General features: G+C 71.3%; 14 protein-coding genes. 8 read left to right on the plus strand and 6 right to left on the minus strand.

Translation table 11 applies throughout. The features are described 5' to 3' along the window. Positions 1 to 88: 88 nt before the first annotated feature. Together ACIA5C_RS18325 and ACIA5C_RS18330 are read right to left on the minus strand one after the other, a co-directional pair. Positions 89 to 970, minus strand: a complete 882-nt coding sequence (locus tag ACIA5C_RS18325; protein WP_396055982.1) for a S1C family serine protease — start codon at positions 968 to 970, stop codon at positions 89 to 91. 68 nt (positions 971 to 1,038) lie between these two features. Then, a complete protein-coding gene (locus ACIA5C_RS18330) occupies positions 1,039 to 1,953 on the minus strand; it encodes a gfo/Idh/MocA family oxidoreductase (protein ID WP_396055984.1) in 915 nt (304 codons plus the stop codon). A 2,784-nt stretch (positions 1,954 to 4,737) separates the two neighbouring features. Here ACIA5C_RS18330 and dhaK point away from each other — a divergent pair. The 4 genes from dhaK to ACIA5C_RS18350 are packed head-to-tail and all read left to right on the plus strand — an operon-like array spanning position 4,738 to position 9,679. Further along, positions 4,738 to 5,736 carry a dihydroxyacetone kinase subunit DhaK gene (gene dhaK / locus ACIA5C_RS18335; protein WP_396055986.1) on the plus strand — a complete coding sequence of 333 codons (999 nt, stop codon included), beginning with the start codon at positions 4,738 to 4,740 and terminating at the stop codon, positions 5,734 to 5,736. A gap of 4 nt (positions 5,737 to 5,740) precedes the next feature. Beyond that, complete coding sequence (dhaL, locus tag ACIA5C_RS18340; RefSeq protein WP_396055988.1) at positions 5,741 to 6,376, plus strand: dihydroxyacetone kinase subunit DhaL; 636 nt, start codon at positions 5,741 to 5,743, stop codon at positions 6,374 to 6,376. Position 6,377: 1 nt separating this feature from the next. Further along, positions 6,378 to 8,999: a phosphoenolpyruvate--protein phosphotransferase gene (gene ptsP / locus ACIA5C_RS18345; protein WP_396055990.1), complete on the plus strand. Its 2,622-nt coding sequence runs from the start codon at positions 6,378 to 6,380 to the stop codon at positions 8,997 to 8,999. A 50-nt stretch (positions 9,000 to 9,049) separates the two neighbouring features. After that, on the plus strand, positions 9,050 to 9,679 hold the full coding sequence (locus tag ACIA5C_RS18350) for a hypothetical protein (protein WP_396055993.1): 630 nt from the start codon (positions 9,050 to 9,052) through the stop codon (positions 9,677 to 9,679). A 434-nt stretch (positions 9,680 to 10,113) separates the two neighbouring features. Here the strand turns inward: ACIA5C_RS18350 and ACIA5C_RS18355 are convergent, their stop codons facing one another. Beyond that, entirely contained in the window at positions 10,114 to 11,052 is a 939-nt protein-coding gene (locus ACIA5C_RS18355; RefSeq protein WP_396055995.1) for an EamA family transporter, read from the minus strand. 38 nt (positions 11,053 to 11,090) lie between these two features. Here ACIA5C_RS18355 and ACIA5C_RS18360 point away from each other — a divergent pair, with 38 nt between their 5' ends. Further along, the gene (locus ACIA5C_RS18360) at positions 11,091 to 11,630 is read left to right on the plus strand and encodes a CGNR zinc finger domain-containing protein (RefSeq protein WP_396055997.1); all 540 of its coding nucleotides are present in this window, start codon (positions 11,091 to 11,093) and stop codon (positions 11,628 to 11,630) included. Here ACIA5C_RS18360 and ACIA5C_RS18365 read toward each other — a convergent pair. Next, a complete protein-coding gene (locus tag ACIA5C_RS18365) occupies positions 11,620 to 12,957 on the minus strand; it encodes a BTAD domain-containing putative transcriptional regulator (protein ID WP_396055999.1) in 1,338 nt (445 codons plus the stop codon). The genes ACIA5C_RS18360 and ACIA5C_RS18365 overlap by 11 nt on opposite strands. Positions 12,958 to 13,101: 144 nt before the next feature. Here ACIA5C_RS18365 and ACIA5C_RS18370 point away from each other — a divergent pair, with 144 nt between their 5' ends. Continuing rightward, a complete protein-coding gene (locus tag ACIA5C_RS18370; RefSeq protein WP_396056001.1) occupies positions 13,102 to 13,581 on the plus strand; it encodes a hypothetical protein in 480 nt (159 codons plus the stop codon). A 6-nt stretch (positions 13,582 to 13,587) separates the two neighbouring features. Here the strand turns inward: ACIA5C_RS18370 and ACIA5C_RS18375 are convergent, their stop codons facing one another. Further along, a complete protein-coding gene (locus ACIA5C_RS18375) occupies positions 13,588 to 15,492 on the minus strand; it encodes a Xaa-Pro dipeptidyl-peptidase (protein WP_396056003.1) in 1,905 nt (634 codons plus the stop codon). An 83-nt stretch (positions 15,493 to 15,575) separates the two neighbouring features. On the opposite strand from ACIA5C_RS18375, the gene ACIA5C_RS18380 reads away from it, so the two are divergent. Beyond that, positions 15,576 to 16,757, plus strand: coding sequence for a putative acyl-CoA thioester hydrolase (locus ACIA5C_RS18380; RefSeq protein ID WP_396056005.1), 1,182 nt, complete (start codon positions 15,576 to 15,578; stop codon positions 16,755 to 16,757). Between the two features lie 33 nt (positions 16,758 to 16,790). Here ACIA5C_RS18380 and ACIA5C_RS18385 read toward each other — a convergent pair whose 3' ends face one another. Further along, positions 16,791 to 17,396 (minus strand): TetR/AcrR family transcriptional regulator, encoded by a 606-nt coding sequence (locus tag ACIA5C_RS18385; protein WP_396056008.1) that lies wholly within the window; start codon positions 17,394 to 17,396, stop codon positions 16,791 to 16,793. Between the two features lie 135 nt (positions 17,397 to 17,531). Between ACIA5C_RS18385 and ACIA5C_RS18390 the strand changes: the two genes are divergently transcribed. Continuing rightward, the gene (locus ACIA5C_RS18390; RefSeq protein ID WP_396056010.1) at positions 17,532 to 17,981 is read left to right on the plus strand and encodes a nitroreductase/quinone reductase family protein; all 450 of its coding nucleotides are present in this window, start codon (positions 17,532 to 17,534) and stop codon (positions 17,979 to 17,981) included. The last annotated feature ends 76 nt before the right edge of the window (positions 17,982 to 18,057 follow it).

Genomic DNA, 18,057 nt, shown 5'->3' on the forward strand with positions numbered 1-18,057 from the left:
GGGCGGGCCGACCGCTCCCCATCGGATCGGCCACCTTCCCTGGCCCACCGCTGCCCTCGGCCCGTTGCTTCTTTCTGGTCTGTCGCTTTCACAGGGGCGGCGCCGGCTGGCCGCTTCCCCGGCCGGCGCCGAGGGCGGCGCCGATCGGGACGGCGAAGCCGATGCCGATGAAGGTGTCGGAGCCGGTCGGGTTGGTCAGGGCGACCACGATCCCGACCACCTGCCCCCGCTCGTTGATCAGCGGGCCGCCCGAATTTCCCGGGTTGACCGCCGCGTCGAACTGGATGAGGCCGCCGATGTCGCCGTTCCGGTCGCGGGACAGCACCCGGTCGAGCCCGGACACCACCCCGCTGGTCGTGGTGCCGGTCAGGCCGAACGGGTTGCCGATGGCGGTGACGTCGTCGCCGACCTGGACGCCGCCGCCGAGCACGGCCGGGACGACCGTGCCGGGAAGCTTGGCCGGGGTGAGGGTCGCGATGTCCTGCTTCGGGTCGCCGGTGGCGACGGCGGCCGGCGAGGAGGTGCCGTCGACGTACGTGACCTCGACATTCTTCGAGCCGGCGATCACGTGGTCGGCGGTCAGGATCGTCCCGTCCGCGTTGATGATCACGCCGGTGCCGGTGGCGACCTCGGTCTCCTGCTTGCCGTCCACGCTCGAACTTCCGCCGACCGCCCGGATCAGAACGACCGACGGCCGGACGGTCTGATAGATCTGCGCGACGGTCAGCGGGGCGGCTGACGCTGACGGGCTGGGAGTCGGCCTCGCGCTCGCCGGGGCCGGCGCCTTGTCGCCGCCGCGGGTCAGCACCACAGCGGTGATCGCCACCGCCCAGACCACGACGACGGCGATGAGCACCTTGCGGCCGAGCGACCTGTCCGGCATGCGCCATCGCCGCCGCGGCGGCTCCGGCGTCTGGTCACCGTCGGTGCGCAACACGGTCATCACGGGACCTGGCCCCGGGGTGTCCATGGCTCCGACTGTAGGTTCGTTTTCTCAAAATTGGCCGTGAGAGGCCTCCCTGTCTGCACAACGCGAGATCACCCGCCCTCCTCGAATCCTCCGAAACCGGACGACTCGTCCGCGACCACGACAGTGCGCCCGGTCTCCGCTGCTTCCTCGATCGCCAACCCGATTCGATGGTCGTGAAGGCCCTCGACCAGCGGGTATGGGGGTAGGGCTTCCCCGCGTACCCAATCGGCCGTAGCCCGCAGCAAGCGGGCGGTGGCAATCTCGTCGTCGTTGAATCGAATCCCCTTCCAGGGGATATCGTCACGGCCGATTTCCGTACGCACGATCGTGCGCGGCCCGACCAGCCGGACCAGCTGATCGTCTTGCAACTCCCCGTGACTGCCCCGCACGAGCAGCCGACGGGCGCGCAGCTGATTCCGCGTCTGGTTGTCGGTGAAGTCGTAGAGTCCGCTCCGCCCACCCCCGAAGTCCAGCATCGCGATGGTCGTGCCGGCATCCTTGGGCTGCGGATCATCGGTCCACCCTCCCCGGTCGAGCGGGTCGACAAGCCCCGCCCGGTGCCGCGAAGCCCGCACGGTCACCCGGCCCCGCCCCACCCCCAACATGCCCCGCATCAGCGACACGGCGTGATAGAGCTGCGTCGACGAAACCTGAACTTGCCCCGGCACCCCGATCAGCCCCTCACGGATGACCGCACGCCGGGCAGAATGCGTAGGCATCAGCAGATATTGCTCGGCCACCTGAACCAGCCCACTCCCGCCGACGGTCCTCCAAAGCCACCGCATCCCGTCGAGGTCAGCAGCCGGCGGCGTCTCGGCCAGCACCGGCACCCCGTGGCCGACCAATTCGGCAACAATCCGAGGGGTGACCGCCCGAGGAACCGCCGTAACGACAAAGTCGGGCGCCACAGCCCGAAGGCAGGCCCCGACGTCGCCGAATACGGGCACCTCAAGCTCCCGAGGAGTACGCGCGACCACCCCCACGCACTGAGGCTCTCCCACAACCGCAGCGATCCGTCGGTAGGCCGCCGCGCGAAACCCGCTCCCCACCAGAGCAAACGAGACCATCCCAACCTCCTAGACCCTCTTCGGGGTGCCGCCGTCCCGAAGCCCCCGCGCCGCGCGAGCCAGACCGGACGGCCACAACCAGCCGGCACCAACCTTCCCGAACCCGACGACCCACAAAAGGGCCTAACACGCGCGTGCCGGACCCCGCGAGTGTCGCCGCCGAAGTCGCACAAGCCAGGCCGCCCACAAACCCGGCACAGCCCGCCGCAGCCCAGCCTGTTGCCGGCCCAGCTCGGCCCGACGCGGTCCAACCCAGCCCGGCTCAACCCACCACGACCGCCCTGCCCAGCACGACCCGGCGCGGTGCCGTCCGGCACGGGAGACGACGCGGCCCAGCACGCGGGGCGCAGCACCGCGCGGTGCGATGCGATGCGGTCCGGCGTGGGCGACGAGATGCGCCCCGGCACGGCCCCGCCGCAGTACAACGCAACGTCGGCGCAGGCAGCGCGACGCGGCCCAGCACCCCGGGGCGTGGCGCAGTCCGGCACGACGCAGTCTGGCGCGGGCCGGAGGCGACGCGGCCCGGCACGCGTGGCGCAGCCCGGCGCGGTGCGGTCCGGCCCAGCGCGGTCCGGCCCAGCGCGGTCCGGCCCAGCGCGGTCCGGCCCAGCGCGGTCCGGCCCGGCCCGGTGCGGCCCAGTGCGGTCCGGCCCGGCCCGGTGCGGCCCAGTGCGGTGCGGCCCGGCCCGGTGCGGCCCAATGCGGTGCGGCCCGGCCCGGTGCGGCCCAATGCGGTCCGGCCCAGTGCGGTGCGGCCCGGCCCGGTGCGGCGTGGGCGCGAGATGCGGCCCAGCATGACCGGCCCGGCCCGGCCCGGCACAACGCGGCGCGACGTCGGCGCGGACGGCACGACCCGACACGACTCCCAGTCCGGCACAGCGCCGTCCGGCAGGGCGCGGTGCAGTCCGGCGCGGGCGCAAGGGCCGCGCGCGGCACAAGACGGGGCAGCACAGCGCGGCTTCCATCAGACGCTGGTTCGGCCAATGGGCCGACGTGGGCGCACCACCCGCAGGGGCCGCCTGGGATCGGTGGAGCACGGGTGCACCGCCAGCCAGCCTGCGCGACTGCGGCACCGTCGGCCGTAAACGGAAGGCGGCCGACGCCTCGGCGGCATGCCGGCACGGCACGATGCGAAGGCGGGCGTGCACGGTGGGAGTGCGGGCGTGACGCAGGCGAGGCGCGACGGAATCGCGGGCCAAACTCGAGCGGGCGGCCGGTGCGGCACAGGGCAGATAGCAGACTACGCAAACCGCTGCCATGCGAAACGCGACACGAACTTTCATGGGCGACACCGCCGCGCAATGGCATGATGTCGCGCCGGGCCTCAGCGGGCTCCCGTCCTGGACAACTGCATACCCATACGCGATCACCGGAATTGGCTGACGACCACATTTTTGGCAATTCGCTTCGGGCGCCCTTTCCACGTCCGTCAGATGTGGTTGGCTGGGAAAATGTAGGCGATTTGGCTGATGCGGGACGATCAATCGGTGGAGTAGCGCGGCGGGAGCTGGAGTGGGCCGGCGAGGAGGCGGAGACCCCGTGCCCAACGTCGGATCGCGGCGGGTTGGAGTGCTCGCGCTGGTTGACCGGCTTTGGGTCGTTGCCCTGGGCAGCACAGACGCCCGCTTCACCTTGCTCCGGTCGCTGGATGGGTGCCGCGACTGAACAGCTCTGCCGACCGGGCACTGTCTCTGGCTGCCTGATCTCGCCGCCTGAATGCACGGTTTTCGGAGGCGCAGATCGCCGGGTCTTGTTCGTGGAGGCGGGGTTTTCGTTCGGGATTGATCGCGGCGGGGTTCCAGCATCGGCGTGCACGGAAGGGCTTCCGGTTGCCGGCCTGTGGCTGCCGTCGGCACATGCACGGCTCAGCTTCTCTGCCTGGCGGCGCTCGAGGCCCCAAGCGCGGTGACGCTCGTGTTGGCGACGAAATTCCTCCCCCTCGGGGGAAATAATTGCGCGACGCGGTGCGATCACGCATTGGCGCCAATTCGGCCCGGGTGAATAGCTCCAGCTGTCGCATGAGGTAATTCTTTCGCACGATCGAGCTCTCGCGTCAGCATTCGATCATGCCAAAATCCGTTCACACACTCGGGAACGCCGCCTATCAGAAAAGGTCAGCAATTCGCAACCGCGCCTGTGGACCAATCCGCCGCCGCCTCCCCCGCCCTGTTTTGGGTGGGCTGAGTCAAACGGCCGGCACCGACATTTTCGGACCGTTGTCCACAGCCCCGGCGCAGCCGGTCCGGCCGGTGGTGACCGACCGCTGCAGGATATGAGTCGTTGCAGAGCCGCCGACCGCGCCACAACGGAACGGATCACTTGCGATCCTCGCTTGCGCCGGCCGGGTGGCTAAGCCCTACTCGCCCCGCCGAGCCCGTCCCGCTTACCGCGCCGACCCCACCCGCCGCGACGGACCAACCCCAAGCCCGCCGAGCCCGGCCCCAACCCACAGGCCCAGCCCCAGCCCGCCCAGCCCGCCCAGCCCACCCACACGCCAGCGCCAACGCCAGCGCCAGCGCCAGCGCAACCCCGACCCACCCAACCAAGTCCACCGACCCCCGACGTTCGGTAATGTCGAACGGCGTTCCTGGTGTAAAAGGCCTGGCCCGGATGACGATCGAGGCGGGCTGCGCCGCCTCGCCTCGGCGTAGCTTGTCTGCAGGCTGGTTGTCAGCCCGGCATCCGAGCGAGGAGCCACCGATGAAGAAGCTCATCAACGACCCGGCAACTGTCATCCCGGACGCGCTTCGCGGCCTCGCCGCCGCCCATTCTGAGCTGCGCGTCGATTTTGAGAACCGCATTGTGTACCGTGCCGACGCGCCCGTGTCGGGCAAGGTCGGGCTGATTTCTGGTGGGGGTTCGGGGCACGAGCCGCTGCACGGCGGGTTTGTCGGGCCCGGCATGCTCGACGCCGCCTGCGCGGGGGAGGTTTTCACCTCGCCGGTGCCTGATCAGATGGTGGCCGCCACCAAGGCCGTCGACGCCGGGGCGGGTGTGCTGCACATCGTCAAGAACTACACCGGCGACGTCATGAACTTTGAGATGGCGGCCGAGATCGCGGCGGCTGAGACCGGTGTCGAGGTGGCTTCCGTGGTCACCAACGACGATGTTGCGGTTGAGGACAGTCTCTATACCGCTGGGCGTCGTGGTGTCGGGGTCACCGTGCTGCTGGAGAAGATCGCGGGGGCGGCGGCCGAGGAGGGGCGGCCGCTGGCCGCGGTCGCCGAGGTTGCCCGCAAGGTCAACGCGAACGGTCGCAGCATGGGCATGGCGCTCACCAGCTGTACTGTGCCGGCGGCCGGGAAGCCCACGTTCGACCTGCCGGACAACGAGATGGAGATCGGCATCGGCATCCACGGCGAGCCGGGCCGGCGCCGGGTGCCCGTCGCGCCGGCTCGTGAGATAGCCGAGATGCTGATGACGCCGATCCTCTCTGATCTTGACTTCAAACAGGACGCCGTCATTGTCTTCGTCAACGGGATGGGCGGGACGCCGCTGATCGAGCTCTACGTGATGTACCACGAGGTCGCCGAGATCCTCGCCAAGAGCGGCGTTTCGATCGCCCGGTCGCTGGTCGGCCCGTACATCACCAGCCTCGACATGGCCGGCTGCTCGGTCACGCTGGTCAAGGCCGACGACGAGCTGCTGCGTCTGTGGGACGCTCCGGTGCGTACGCCGGGCCTGCGGTGGGGAGTCTAGGAAGATGAGCGACAGCGTCGACGTCACGGCCTGGCTGCGCGAGTTCGCCCGGCTGATCGCGGAGCACAAGGAGGAACTGACCGCCCTCGACTCGGCGATCGGCGACGCCGACCACGGCACCAACATGGACCGCGGCATGACGGCCGTGGTGAAGGCGCTCGATGAGAACGAGATCGGCGGCGGTACCCCGTCGGCCCTGCTCAAGCAGACCGGCATGAAGCTGGTCAGCACGGTCGGCGGGGCGAGCGGCCCACTGTACGGAACGGCGTTCCTGCGCATGGCCGCGGCGACCGGCGACGCCGCGGAGCTCGACGGGCCCACGTTCGCGAAGGCGTTGCGGGCCGGCCTCGAGGGCGTGGTCACCCGCGGCAAGGCGGTCGCCGGCGACAAGACGATGTTCGACGCCTTGTCCCCCGCGGTCGACGCTTTCGACGCGGCGGTGGCCGGCGGTCAGTCGCTGCCCGATGCTCTCCGGGCCGCGGTCACGGCGGCCGAGGAGGGCCGGGACGCGACGATCCCGCTGGTCGCCCGCAAGGGCCGGGCCAGCTACCTGGGCGAGCGCAGCGCCGGCCACCAGGATCCGGGCGCCACCTCGGTGACGCTGCTGCTCACCGCCGCCGCGACCGCGGCCGGCGCCTGACATGGTGGGCCTGGTGGTGGTCGGGCACAGTCGTGCCCTGGCCACTGCGGCGGTGGCGCTGGCCGCCGAGATGGTGCACGACCGACCGGTCCCGATCGAGGTGGCGGCCGGCCTGGACGACACCACTTTCGGCACCGACGCCACGGCCATCATGGATGCCATCACCAGCGCCGACCGGGGCGACGGGGTAGTCGTGCTGATGGACCTGGGCAGCGCCCTCCTCTCGACCGAGCTGGCGCTGGAACTGCTGGAAGACGGCGTACGGGAAAAGGTGACGCTGTCCGCCGCGCCGCTGGTCGAGGGTCTGGTGGCGGCCGCGGTTTCCGCGGCCGCCGGCGCCACGCGGCAGGAAGTCGCCGCCGAGGCCGCGAACGCCCTGGCCGGGAAGCAGGCCCAGCTGGGCGCGGAGGTCACGCTTGCGGCGGGTACGCCGTCAGATCCGCCGATTGCGGTTTCGGACGGTACGGCGTCCTTCGTCCTCCGAAACGCACACGGGCTGCACGCGCGACCGGCCGCCCGTCTGGTCGCCGAAGCGCGAAGATTCGACGCGTCGGTCGAGTTGCGCAACGCGACGACCAGGTCGGCGTGGGTGCCGGCCGGAAGCCTGTCCCGGGTGGCCACGCTGGGCGCGCTGGAGGGCCATGTCGTCGAGGTGCGCGCGTCGGGCCGACAGGCGCACGAGGCGACGGACGCCGTGCTCGCGTTGGCCGGGCGCGCGTTCGGCGAGGACTCCCACGACTTGCCCGCGCCGGCGGGTGATGTGCTCGCCGCGGGAATTTTGCCGGGTCAGCCTGCCTCAGCTCGCGATCGGCCCGCGCCTCTCCCACCCCCACCCCAGCACTGGGTGGGGTCCAGTAAAGCGGGTGGATCCGACAATTCTTCGGGGTCGTCCACAATCGGAGCCTCCTCACACACAGCCAAAGCAACATCAACCACAGCGGAAGCCACCTCGCCCAAGCCCGCGGACATCCCGTCCACAGTCATGAATGGACAAGCGGCCTCCCCCGGCATCGCCATCGGGCCGGTCTGGCACCTTCAGGGCGGCACTCCCCAAATCCCCGACACCCCACCCCAAGACGCCGCCACCGAGCAGCACCGCCTGAACGATGCACTCGCCTCCGTGCGCGCGGACATCGAAGCGGTCAAAAGCGTCACCACCCAAGAAATCGGCCCCGCCGAAGCTGAGATCTTCGACGCGCACCTGCTCCTTCTCGACGATGCCGACATCCTCGACGAGGCACATCGGAGAATCCGGGACGGGGAAACCGCCCCCCGCGCCTGGGCCACCGCCACCGAACGGACGGCGGCCGCCTTCCAGGCTCTCGACGACCCCTACCTGCAGGCGCGGGCCGCCGACGTCCATGCGGTCGGCGATCAGGTCCTCCGGGCGCTACTCGGCATCACCGCCGCCCCCCTGAACCGGGAGGGCATTCTGGTCGCTCCCGAACTGACCCCGGCCGAGGCGGCGGCGCTCGATCCGGCGACGGTCACCGGAGTGTTGCTCGCCTATGGCAGCCCGACTTCGCACGGGGCGATTCTCGCGCGTACGCGGGGAACCCCGGCCGTCGTCGGCCTCGGACCCGCCGTCCTGGAGGTCCCCGACGGCGCCTTCGTGGTTTTCGACGGCGGCACCGGCGAGGTCGTCATCGAGCCCGGCGCCGACCGCAGAGCGGCTTTCCGCGAGCGGGCCGCCGCCCAGGAGCAGCGGCGCAAGCACGCTTTCGACCGGTCGGAAGGCCCGGCTGTCAGCCGCGACGGCGTGACCGTTTCGGTCGGGGCCAACGTCGGCTCGGTTGCCGACGCCGCGGCCGCGGCCGCCTACGGCGCCGACATGGCCGGTCTCGTCCGCACCGAGTTCCTGTTCCTCGACCGCGACGCCGCGCCCGACGCCGACGAACAGGAAGCCACATATCGGGCCATCGCCGCGGCGCTGGGCGGTCGCCGCATCACGCTCCGCACGCTCGACGTGGGCGGCGACAAACCGTTGCGCTATCTGCCGGGGCCGGCCGAGGAAAACCCCTTTCTGGGCGTACGCGGTCTCCGACACTCCCTCGCCCATCCCGACCTTCTCGCCATCCAGTTGCAGGCGATGGTGCGGGTGGCCCGCGACCACCCGGTCGACATCATGTTTCCGATGGTCAGCACGGTCGACGAGGTGATCGCCGCCCGCCGCGTGCTCGGCCAGGTCCCGGAAACTCTCCGGGTCGGCATCATGATCGAGGTGCCGGCGGCCGCCCTGAAGGCCGCCGCCTTCGCCCCGTACGTCGATTTCGTCAGCATCGGCACCAACGACCTGACCCAGTACACGCTGGCCGCCGAGCGCGGCAACCCGGCGCTGGCGTCGCTGGCCGACGGTCTCGACCCGGGCGTCCTGCGCCTGATCGACACGGTCTGCCGGGCCGCGCGCGGCCACTTCGAGGTCGCCGTCTGCGGCGAACTGGCCGCCGACCCGGCCGCCGTGGAAATCCTCACCGGCCTCGGCGTCCACGAACTGAGCATGGCCCCGCCGGCCATCCCGGCGGTCAAGGAACTGGTGCGCGGCCTGGACCTGAAGGAGGCGGCCGCCCGGGCCGCCACCGCACTCACCTTGCCGTCGGCCGCGGCCGTCCGCGCGCCGCATTGACGTCGTTACGGGGCAGCCCGGGAGCCGGAGCGACCCTAGGGTTCTCATTCGTGCGCAACAAGCAGATCAACCTCATCGATGTAGGGCTGGAGGCGTCGTTCGACGCGTCGATGACCTTTGTGCAGTCGGTCCTGCAGAACATCAACGCCGGCTACGCCAACCCGGTCGCCGACATCGACTTCATTCGGTCGCGCGACCTCGACACGGTTCTCTCGGCGTTCACCTCGACCTGCCACGTGCTCCACGTGATGGCCCACGGGGATGCCACCGAGACGCCGACCTTCCTCAGTGACGACAACTCGTTCACCGTGTCGTTCGAGGAACTCGGCGCGGTCGCCTCGCAGCGTGGCCGGGGCATCTCGGCCGGCGCGATTCTCGCCGACGGCTGCCGCACCGGGACGGGTGCCTGGCAGCGGGCAGTCCGCGACTGTCTGCAGGGCGAGGTCACCTACATCGGCACATCGGCCAACATCGGCTGGCATGACAGCACCGTGTTCTGTTCGGCGTTCTACGGCGCCCTCTTCCGCAACCGCGGCAAGGGGCTGACCCCCGCACAGCAGGCCCGCGACGCCGGGGAGCGGGCGATGTCCGCCTACGCCACGCTGACCGACAAGGCCTGCCCGTTCAAAGTGGTGTCGCTCGGCCCGAGCCGCCGGGCCCGCAAATCGCTGGCTGCGTAGTTGGCGACCGGCTAATGTCCCCGGGGGGCACGGCGGCGGCCTGCACAAGAAGACCCCGGCCATGGTCGCCCGCGCCCGCGCCGCCGTGATCACCCACGGTTTCCGGGTGGTCGCCATCGACGCTCCCGGGCACGGCGACCGGCCGCACCGCCGAGGACGATCGGGCCCGCGCCGACATGCGCCGGACGGTGACGACCGGCGACCGGGACCGATTCAAGGACGTCAGTGTCCGCTACATCAGCGGGATAGCGGAGCGGGCCGCTGGAGAATGGCAGGCGATCATCGACGCGTTCGGCGACGGGGCGAGGCCCTGGCGTTGTTCGATTCCTTCGGCTCGGCCGAGAAGACGCTGCACGCCAACCCGGGTGACCACCGCACGATCCGCTGGGTGGGCGTCGACGACGGGTTCCTGGCCCGGCATCTGAGCTGACGAGCTACCGGCGGTCTCCGAGCTTGACGGCCACTACGCCGGCAATGATCAGGAGGCCGCCGGCCAGCTGGGACCAGCCGGGCAGTTGGTCGACCAGCAGCCACGCGAAGCAGACCGCCGCCACGACTTCGAGCAGGGCCACGAACGAGGCGACCCGGGAGCCCAGCAGGCGGCTGGCGGCGATGCCCATGACGTACGCGAACGCGGCCGTGACCAGACCCAGCAACAGCAGCGGAACCCACCAGGCGACGGTGCCGGGCGCGAACGCCACCGAAGCCGTGCCGGCGTGCATCGGCAGGATGCCGGCGACGGCCAGCAGGGCCAGGACCGCGGCGCCGATCATCAGGCCGATCCCGGCCAGGGAGAGCGGCGGCAACCCGGTCCCGGTGTCGGCCGAGATCAGAAAGTACGCGGTGGCGCCGACCATCGCCGCGAGCGCCCACGCCACGCCCGACCAGGCCAGATGGGCGCCCGAGACCAGGTTGAGCACCAGCACCAGCCCGAGGGCGGCCAACACCGCGCCGAACACGGTCAGCAGCCGGGGGCGCTGTCCGTGCCGGAGCCAGAGCCACCCGACGACCGCGGCCGGGGCGGTGTATTCGATCAGCAGCGCGGGACCGACGTCCATTTTCGCGACGGCCGAGAAGTAGCAGAACTGGGCGCCGGCGACGGCCAGTACGCCGTACACCAGAAGGCGCGTGAGCTGACCGCGCAGCTGGCCCCACCGCCCGCGCAGCGAAGCGAGCGTGAAGGGCGCCAGCCCGATCGCCGCGAGCCCGATGCGGGCCAGCACGATCGCGCCGGGGCTCCACCCGTTGGCCAGGAGGCCGGCGGCGAGCGGGCCGGAGAGGCCGAACGAGGTGGCCGAGGCGACGGCCAGCAGCAGGCCGCCGCCGACACTGCGGGAGGCGACGATCGGGGCGTCATCGGCTAACTGCGTCATAGAAAATGACAGTAGGAAGGAGCCGGTAAGATGTCAAGGTGCTCTTAGCCCATGACACAGAGGCGTCGCTGCAGGCCGCGGTCGACCTCGTCAACAGCGCCGAGGACCCGGACACGCTGACCGAGGTGGCCGAGGTCGACGAGTGGTACTCGAGGCATGGCTACACCGGCCGGCGTGACCGCGACGACGCCGAACTGGCCGCGCTGCGCGCGCTGCGCCCGGTGCTACGGGAACTGCTGACCGCCGGGCGTGACCGGGCGGCCGGCCTGGTCAACGCCATGCTGGCGGACGCCCGGGCGATGCCCCAGTTAGTGCGGCACGACGAGATCGACTGGCACCTGCACGCGGTCTCCCCGGACGAGCCACTGGTCAGCCGGGTGCTGGTCGAGACCGCGATGGCGATGGCCGACCTGGTGCGCGGCGACGAGATGTCCCGTCTGGCGATCTGCGCCGACGTGACCTGCGACGGCATCGTGCTCGACCTGACCCGCAACCGCTCCCGCCGGTTCTGCAGCACGACCTGCGCCAACCGCAACGCCGTGGCCGCCTACCGGGCCCGCCGCAAGGTCACGTCCTGACACCCCGCTCCGCACAGGTGGCGGCACTGCAGAAGGCCCGGCGGCCACTCGGGTTGAGGAACAGCCATCCACAATGCACACCCGGGCAGGCGCAGACCGTGAACCGGCGCGGGTCGGCGAGCAGGTCGGCGGCGCTCCGGGCGGCCGCGTGCAGCGGGAGCGCCAGCCCGGCCCCGGCCGGGAGCACCCAGCGGCCCAGGCCGTCGTCGCCGGCCGTGAAGACCGAGACGTGCGCGGCCTCCGAGGCGAAACGCGCGACGGTCGCAAACGCCTTCCGGTCGGCCGGGTCGGTCAGGCACGCATAGAGGGCGGAACGCAGCCGACGGGCCCGGGCCAGCACCTCCGCACCGGCGTGCGGGGCGCGGCGGGCCTGCCGGAGAAGACCCGAGACCGTGGACGACGACGCCAGATCGTGCTGCTCGGCCCAGACCGCGAGGGTGGCGTAGCCACGCAGCCACTCCGATGAGAGCTCACCCGGGGCGCCCCAACCGGCGTAGGTGTTGCAGAACTCCAGCGCCGGATGCCCGCCGACGTTCCAGGGCAGCCACTGGTCGCGTACCCGCACCGCGTAGGCCGGCGCGGCCGGCCGGTCGAGGTCGGGGTCACGCCGGAGTACGCGCTCGCGCAGGGCTCGGAGCTCGGACCCCGGCGGCACGCCCAGCTCGGCGTCGAGCACCTTGGCCGTGATGTCGTAGCGCCGCAGCGCCTCGGCCCGCCGATCGGTCCGGTGAAGGGCGGTCATCAGCAGCGCGACCAGTCGTTCCTCGGACGGGTCCCGCTCGACGATCGGGGTGAGGTCGGCGGCGACCCGCTCGTGTTCCCCCATGGCCAGCCGGACCTCGGCCCGTCTACGGACCGCCGTCAGCCACGGCTCGCGCAACGCCGGCTCGAGTCGCGTCCGCAGCCCGTCCCCGGCGACGTCGGCCAGCAGCGGGCCCCGCCAGAGGGCGAGGGCCTCGTCGTAGAGTTCCGCCCGGACGAGATCATCCGTGGCTTTGGCGGCCCGTCCGCACCGGTCCGAGAAGTCGGCGATGTCGAGGCGGTGGCCGGCCGACACGACCGTGTAGCCGTCATGATGAGTGACGATCCGCAGGCCGCGCGGGGTGAGCGCCCGCCGGAGCCGCCCGACGTAGGTGTGCACGGCTCCGCGCGCCGTCGACGGTGGATTCCCGTCCCACAGCAGGTCGGCCAGCCGGTCGATGGTCACCGGATGGTCGGCCTCGAGCAGCAGGATGCCGAGCAGGGCCCGTTCCTGCCGCCGAAGCCCTCCGGTCACCGACTGGTCACCGTCGCCGATCTCGAACGGCCCGAGCAGACGGAAGTCCATGCCCCCATCATGTGGACAACCGCGGAAAGATGTCAGACCCGGCTGCTCTGCTCGTCCCCACCCGGAAACGGGTGGGGACGGGAGGACGGGCCGGCGGCCGTCATGGTCAGGTCGCGGTGAGCGGACGCCTCGAAGCTGGGTCCCATGAATCTGATTGCCGTCATCCTCAGCGTGTTGTCGCTGCTCACCGGTCCGTCCACGACCGGCTGGACGCCCGCACCCACCCCGCCCCTCGATCGGGCGGCCGGCGTGCTCTGCGCCTTTCCTGTCCACGCCGAGCCGATCGTCGATCACGTCGTGACCAAAGTGCTGGCGTCCTATCCGGACGGCTCGATCAAGCGGGACGCGTTCAAGGGCCCCCTCATCGTCCGCGTCACCAACACGTCGAACGGGCGCTTCTACGACGCCGACGCGAGCGGCAGCGCGATCGTCGATCACGCCGCCGACGGCGCCCAGACCTGGTATGTCGCCGGCCCGATCCTGGCCGGGTTCCGCGCGGAAGTCGGCAACCTCCCGCGCGGCCTCTACGTGATCGACGGCCTCTACCGGCTGGTGATCACCGCCGACGGCCACCTCACGCTGACGCTCGGACACCCCGCCAACGTCTGTGAGCACATCGATTAGGGGTCCTTACGGCAGTAGCGGACCGTGCGGACGCCGCGGCGCAAACGCCGGCGGCGCGGTGGTCACCGTGGGTGCGGCGGCGGCCGGCGGCAGACCGGCCCGGCCGGTGAGAGGAAGCGTCAGCGAGCTGCCACGCAGGTCCAGGCGTACGGTCGCCCCGCTCGGATCCGGCGAGGAGTAGTCCTCGTCGCTCTGCTGGAGGATCAGCCCGAGCACGTGGCCGGTCGCCACCGTCTGATCGGTCGCCTCCATCGGCACGTCGATCGAGTACCAGGTGCCGGGCCGGAGCGGGGTCCGGAACCGCAGCGACACGTGGTGGGCCGCGTCCTGCCAGCCCCGGGTCAGCACCGCGTGGTCGCTGGTCACCACGTCCTCGGCCGTGTCGAGGTAACAGGCGTCGTCGGCCGGCGTCGACGAGCCCCAGCACGACTGGGTGCCGAGCGTGGTGATGCCTTCCCCCGGCCCGAGATAGTTGATCCGCGAGGCGGTGCCGTAGTCGACCAGCCGCGCGGTGAGCTCGGTCGTCGGCCTGTCGGCCCGCACCCTCAGCGTCGCGTGCGGGATGCCGGAGATCCGCACCGGTTTGGTCAGTGGCGCCGAGAGGAACGCGACCCGTCCGGAGATCGTCGCGTTCGGGTCGGCGACGGCCTGCTCCTCGGTGAGGCCGGGGTTGTCGGTCCAGGTCGTGGACCCGCCCGGCGTCCGGGGGTTCAGGACGCCGTCGCCCAGCGGAACCCGCACCGGGCGGGCGTCCGCGGCCGGCCAGGAAGGCTGGTCGGTCCAGGTGCCGGGCGCGGTCTCCAGGCTGGCTCGAGGCGCACGGTCGATGCCGTTGGGCAGCCCCTGCAGATAGAAGTCGAACCACCGGTGCAGCGTGTCGACCCAGTCGGCGCGCCGGATGTCGAACGGGTCGACGTGGCTCATCTGCGACAGCCAGATCTTCTTCGGCACCCGCAGCCGGCTCCACCACAGCGCGAACTGCGAGGTCGTCACGTTGGTGTCGTTGATCCCGTGCACGACGAACACGCTGGCCCGCACCTTGCTCGCGTCGGGCCGGAAGTCGCGCGAGGCCCAGAACGCGTTGAAGTTCCCGGTGGCGTCGTCGCTGTCGATGTTGAGCGAGTCCAGCACCGCTGCGCAGTCGGCGTCCGGCCGTCCGGTCACGGCCTGGTTGAGGAAGAACGGATAGGACGGGCTGCGCAGCACCCCGTTGAACCGCTCGTAGTCGTACCAGCTGGAGATGCTGGAGATCGGCACGATGGTCTTGAGGCCGTCCACACCGGTGGCGGCCACCCCGTTGGCCACCGACCCGTCCCACGACTTGCCGATCATGCCGACCTTGCCGTTGGTCCAGGTGGTCGCCACCGCCGGGGTGCCGTCGGCGTGTACGGCCTTGGCCCGCCCGTTCAGCCAGTCGATGACCGCCTCGGCGCCCAGCACCTCCTCGCGGCCGCCGACGTCCTCGCAGCCGGTCGACCGGTTGGTGCCGGGCAGGTCGACGGCGACGAACGCGTAGCCGCGCGGCACGAAGTAGTTGTCGTAGTAGAGCGGTTCCTTGCTGATCGTGCCGCTCGGGTCGTACCCCTTGAGCTCGCTCTCGTTGCCCCGCCCGCAGCAGGCGTAGTAGGGCGAGGCCTCCATGACCACCGGCACCTTCAGGCGATCGGCTGCGGCCTCGCGGGGGCGTACGAGATCAACGGCGACCTTGTCGCCGACGCCGTCGTGGTCGTTGTCCAGGCCGGTCTGCACCCAGACGCTTTCCCGGACGGCGTTCGCGTAGGAGTACACCGGCACGGTCTGGTTGCCGTGCACGTAGGGGGTGGTCGAGGCGCTCGCCGGCGTGGCGGTGACGGACAGCGCGGTGAGGACGCCCGCGAGCAGGGCGAGCCACCGCAGTCGAGGCTTTGACATCGATGCATGCTAATGCAGAAATGCCCCGCTCGGGTCTATGCTGCCGGAAACCCCTGAGGTAAGCGCATTCCTGAGGAGATGCCATGTGGACAGCGGCGGCGATGGCGGTGGCCATGATCGTGTCCGGGCCGGCGCCGGGCACCCCGTCCCGGCCGATACTGAGCCGGGGCGAGGCGGCGCCCTATGTCGCGGCGAGCTATTGGCGCTTCTCCGGCGCGTACGCCCAACCGCAGACCGACCCCTGGCGACCGCAACCGATAGTCACCGGCCATCCCGACCTGGTGGTCCGCAACGGCGAATCGGTTCAGGCGGCGGTCAACGCCGCGTACCGGATGGGCGGCACCGCCCGGCGGCGGATCGCGATCCGGCCCGGCACCTACACCGGCACGGTCTTCGTCCCGGCCGGGTCGCCGCCGCTGACGATCTACGGCGTCGGCCGCCCGGAGGACGTCCGACTGGAGTTCACGGTCGACGCGACGATCACCCCGGCGGCGTGGGCGGCGCTGGTCAACCCGGACGGCCGCTACGCCACCGGCGACCCGGCGTGGCCGATGTTCGAGTCGTGCGCGACGAAGACGAGCGCGACCGCCGGCCTCTGCGCGACCGTGGTCTGGGCGCAGAGCACCGACCTGCAGCTCGAGGGCCTGACCATCACCAACACGCTGCTCGACACCGTCGACCGCGGCACCCATCAGGCGCTCGCGCTGCGCACCGACGCCGACCGCACCCAGCTCGAGAACATGCGCCTGATCAGCCGCCAGGACACGCTGCTCACCAACGCCGACGACCCGGAACGCATCGCGCGGGTCTCGGTGCGCGACAGCTACATCGAGGGCGACACCGACTTCGTCTTCGGCCGGGCTGCCGCGGTCTTCGACCGCTGCCGGTTCCACCTGGTCTCGAGCCGGAAACCCGCCGGGGGCGTCGTCTTCGCGCCGAACACGGCGCCGGCTTTCCCGTACGGATTCCTGGTCACGCATTCACTCATCGACGCCGACGAGGGCTACCGGGAGGCACCGACCGGCTTCCTCGGCCGCGCGTGGGACCAGGGCGCGAGCGCGACCGGCTACGTACCCGGCGTCACCCCGAACGGTCAGCTGGTCCTGCGCGACAGCCTGATCGGCCCCGGTTTCAATTCGGCGACCCCGTGGGCCCCCGCCGCGACGACGGCGAGGCCGTTCCGGGCCCGCACCGATGCCGGCCGCGACCTGAACGACGTCAACTACAACCGCCTGTGGGAGTACGCCACCGTCCAGGCCGCCTGACGGCCACCGTCCAGGCGGCGTGACCGCCACCGCTCAGGCGGCCTGGCGGCGCCGTTCCAGGCCGTCGAGCAGGAGGTCGAGGCCGAAGGCGAACTCGGTCTCGTCGTCGCAGCCGCCGAGCGCGCCGTCGTGGGTGACGGCGGTGGCCAGCTCGACGATGTGCGGCATGGTCTCGGCCCACTCGGGCGGAGGCGGGGCCGATTCACCGGCCGGCGGCGAGTCGTCGAACAGGTCCTGGCTGAACCCGAGGATGCGACTGCCGAGCAGGTGGATCGCGTGGTGGCCGAGGCCGACCGAGCAGCCGCCGGCCCGCATCACGGCGAGCACCCGCTCGATGTGCAGCAGCACGGCCGGCGTCGGCGTGGCGCGATCGGTGAAGATCCGGACGGCCCACGGATGCCGCAGCATGACCTGCCGCGCACCCATGATCAGCGCCCGCAGCCGCGCGGTCCAGAGCCCATCGGCCGGCACCTCCGGAATCTCGGCCGCGACCGCGTCGGCCATGGCTCCGAGAAGCGCCTTCTTGTCGCGCACGTGGTAATAGATCGACATCGCGTCGACGCCGAGGTGCTGCGCCAGGCGCCGCATGCTCAGGCCGTCGAGCCCGTCCCGGTCGGCCAGCTCGACCGCGGCGGTCACGATCCCTTCCCGGCTGAGGCGGCTGGGCGCGCGCGTGGCGGTGGGTCGGTCGGAAGAACGGCGAGGCACGGGCTTGACCCTACAGTGTAGAGTTCGCCCTACAGTGTAGACCTACAGTGTAGGAGGAATCCTCCGATGCCCAAACTGCCCCCGCGTTGGTTCGTCCGCACCGCCTGGATCACCCATCGCGCCCTCCTCCGCGTCACCCTCGACCGGGTGGGTCTGTCCCTCCCCACGCCGGGCCGCTGCGGCATGCTCCGGCTCCACACCCTCGGCCGCCGCTCGGGCCGCCGCCGGGCGGTCATCCTCTGCTACATCCAGGACGGCGACAACCTGGTCACCCTCGCCATGAACGGCTGGGACCACGCCGACCCGGCCTGGTGGCACAACCTCCGGGCCCACCCGTCGACCCGGGTCGACCTGGTGACGGGCCCGCTCGCGGTCGAGGCCCGCCAGGCCGACGGCCCCGAGCGCGACCGCCTGTGGAAAGCCCTCCACGACTACCGGGGCTACGGCGACCTCGAAGCCTTCGCCGCCCAGCGGGGTCGCGAGACCGCCGTGGTAGTTCTCGCCCCCACCGCCTGACCCCCGGCCCGACCGGGGCCACCCGGCCTTCGCGACCGCGTCCAGGCCGTCGTCGTCGCCTAGGAGACCGGCCTGG

The organism is Actinoplanes sp. NPDC051343 (genome assembly GCF_044455125.1).
Taxonomy (GTDB): Bacteria; Actinomycetota; Actinomycetes; order Mycobacteriales; family Micromonosporaceae; genus Actinoplanes.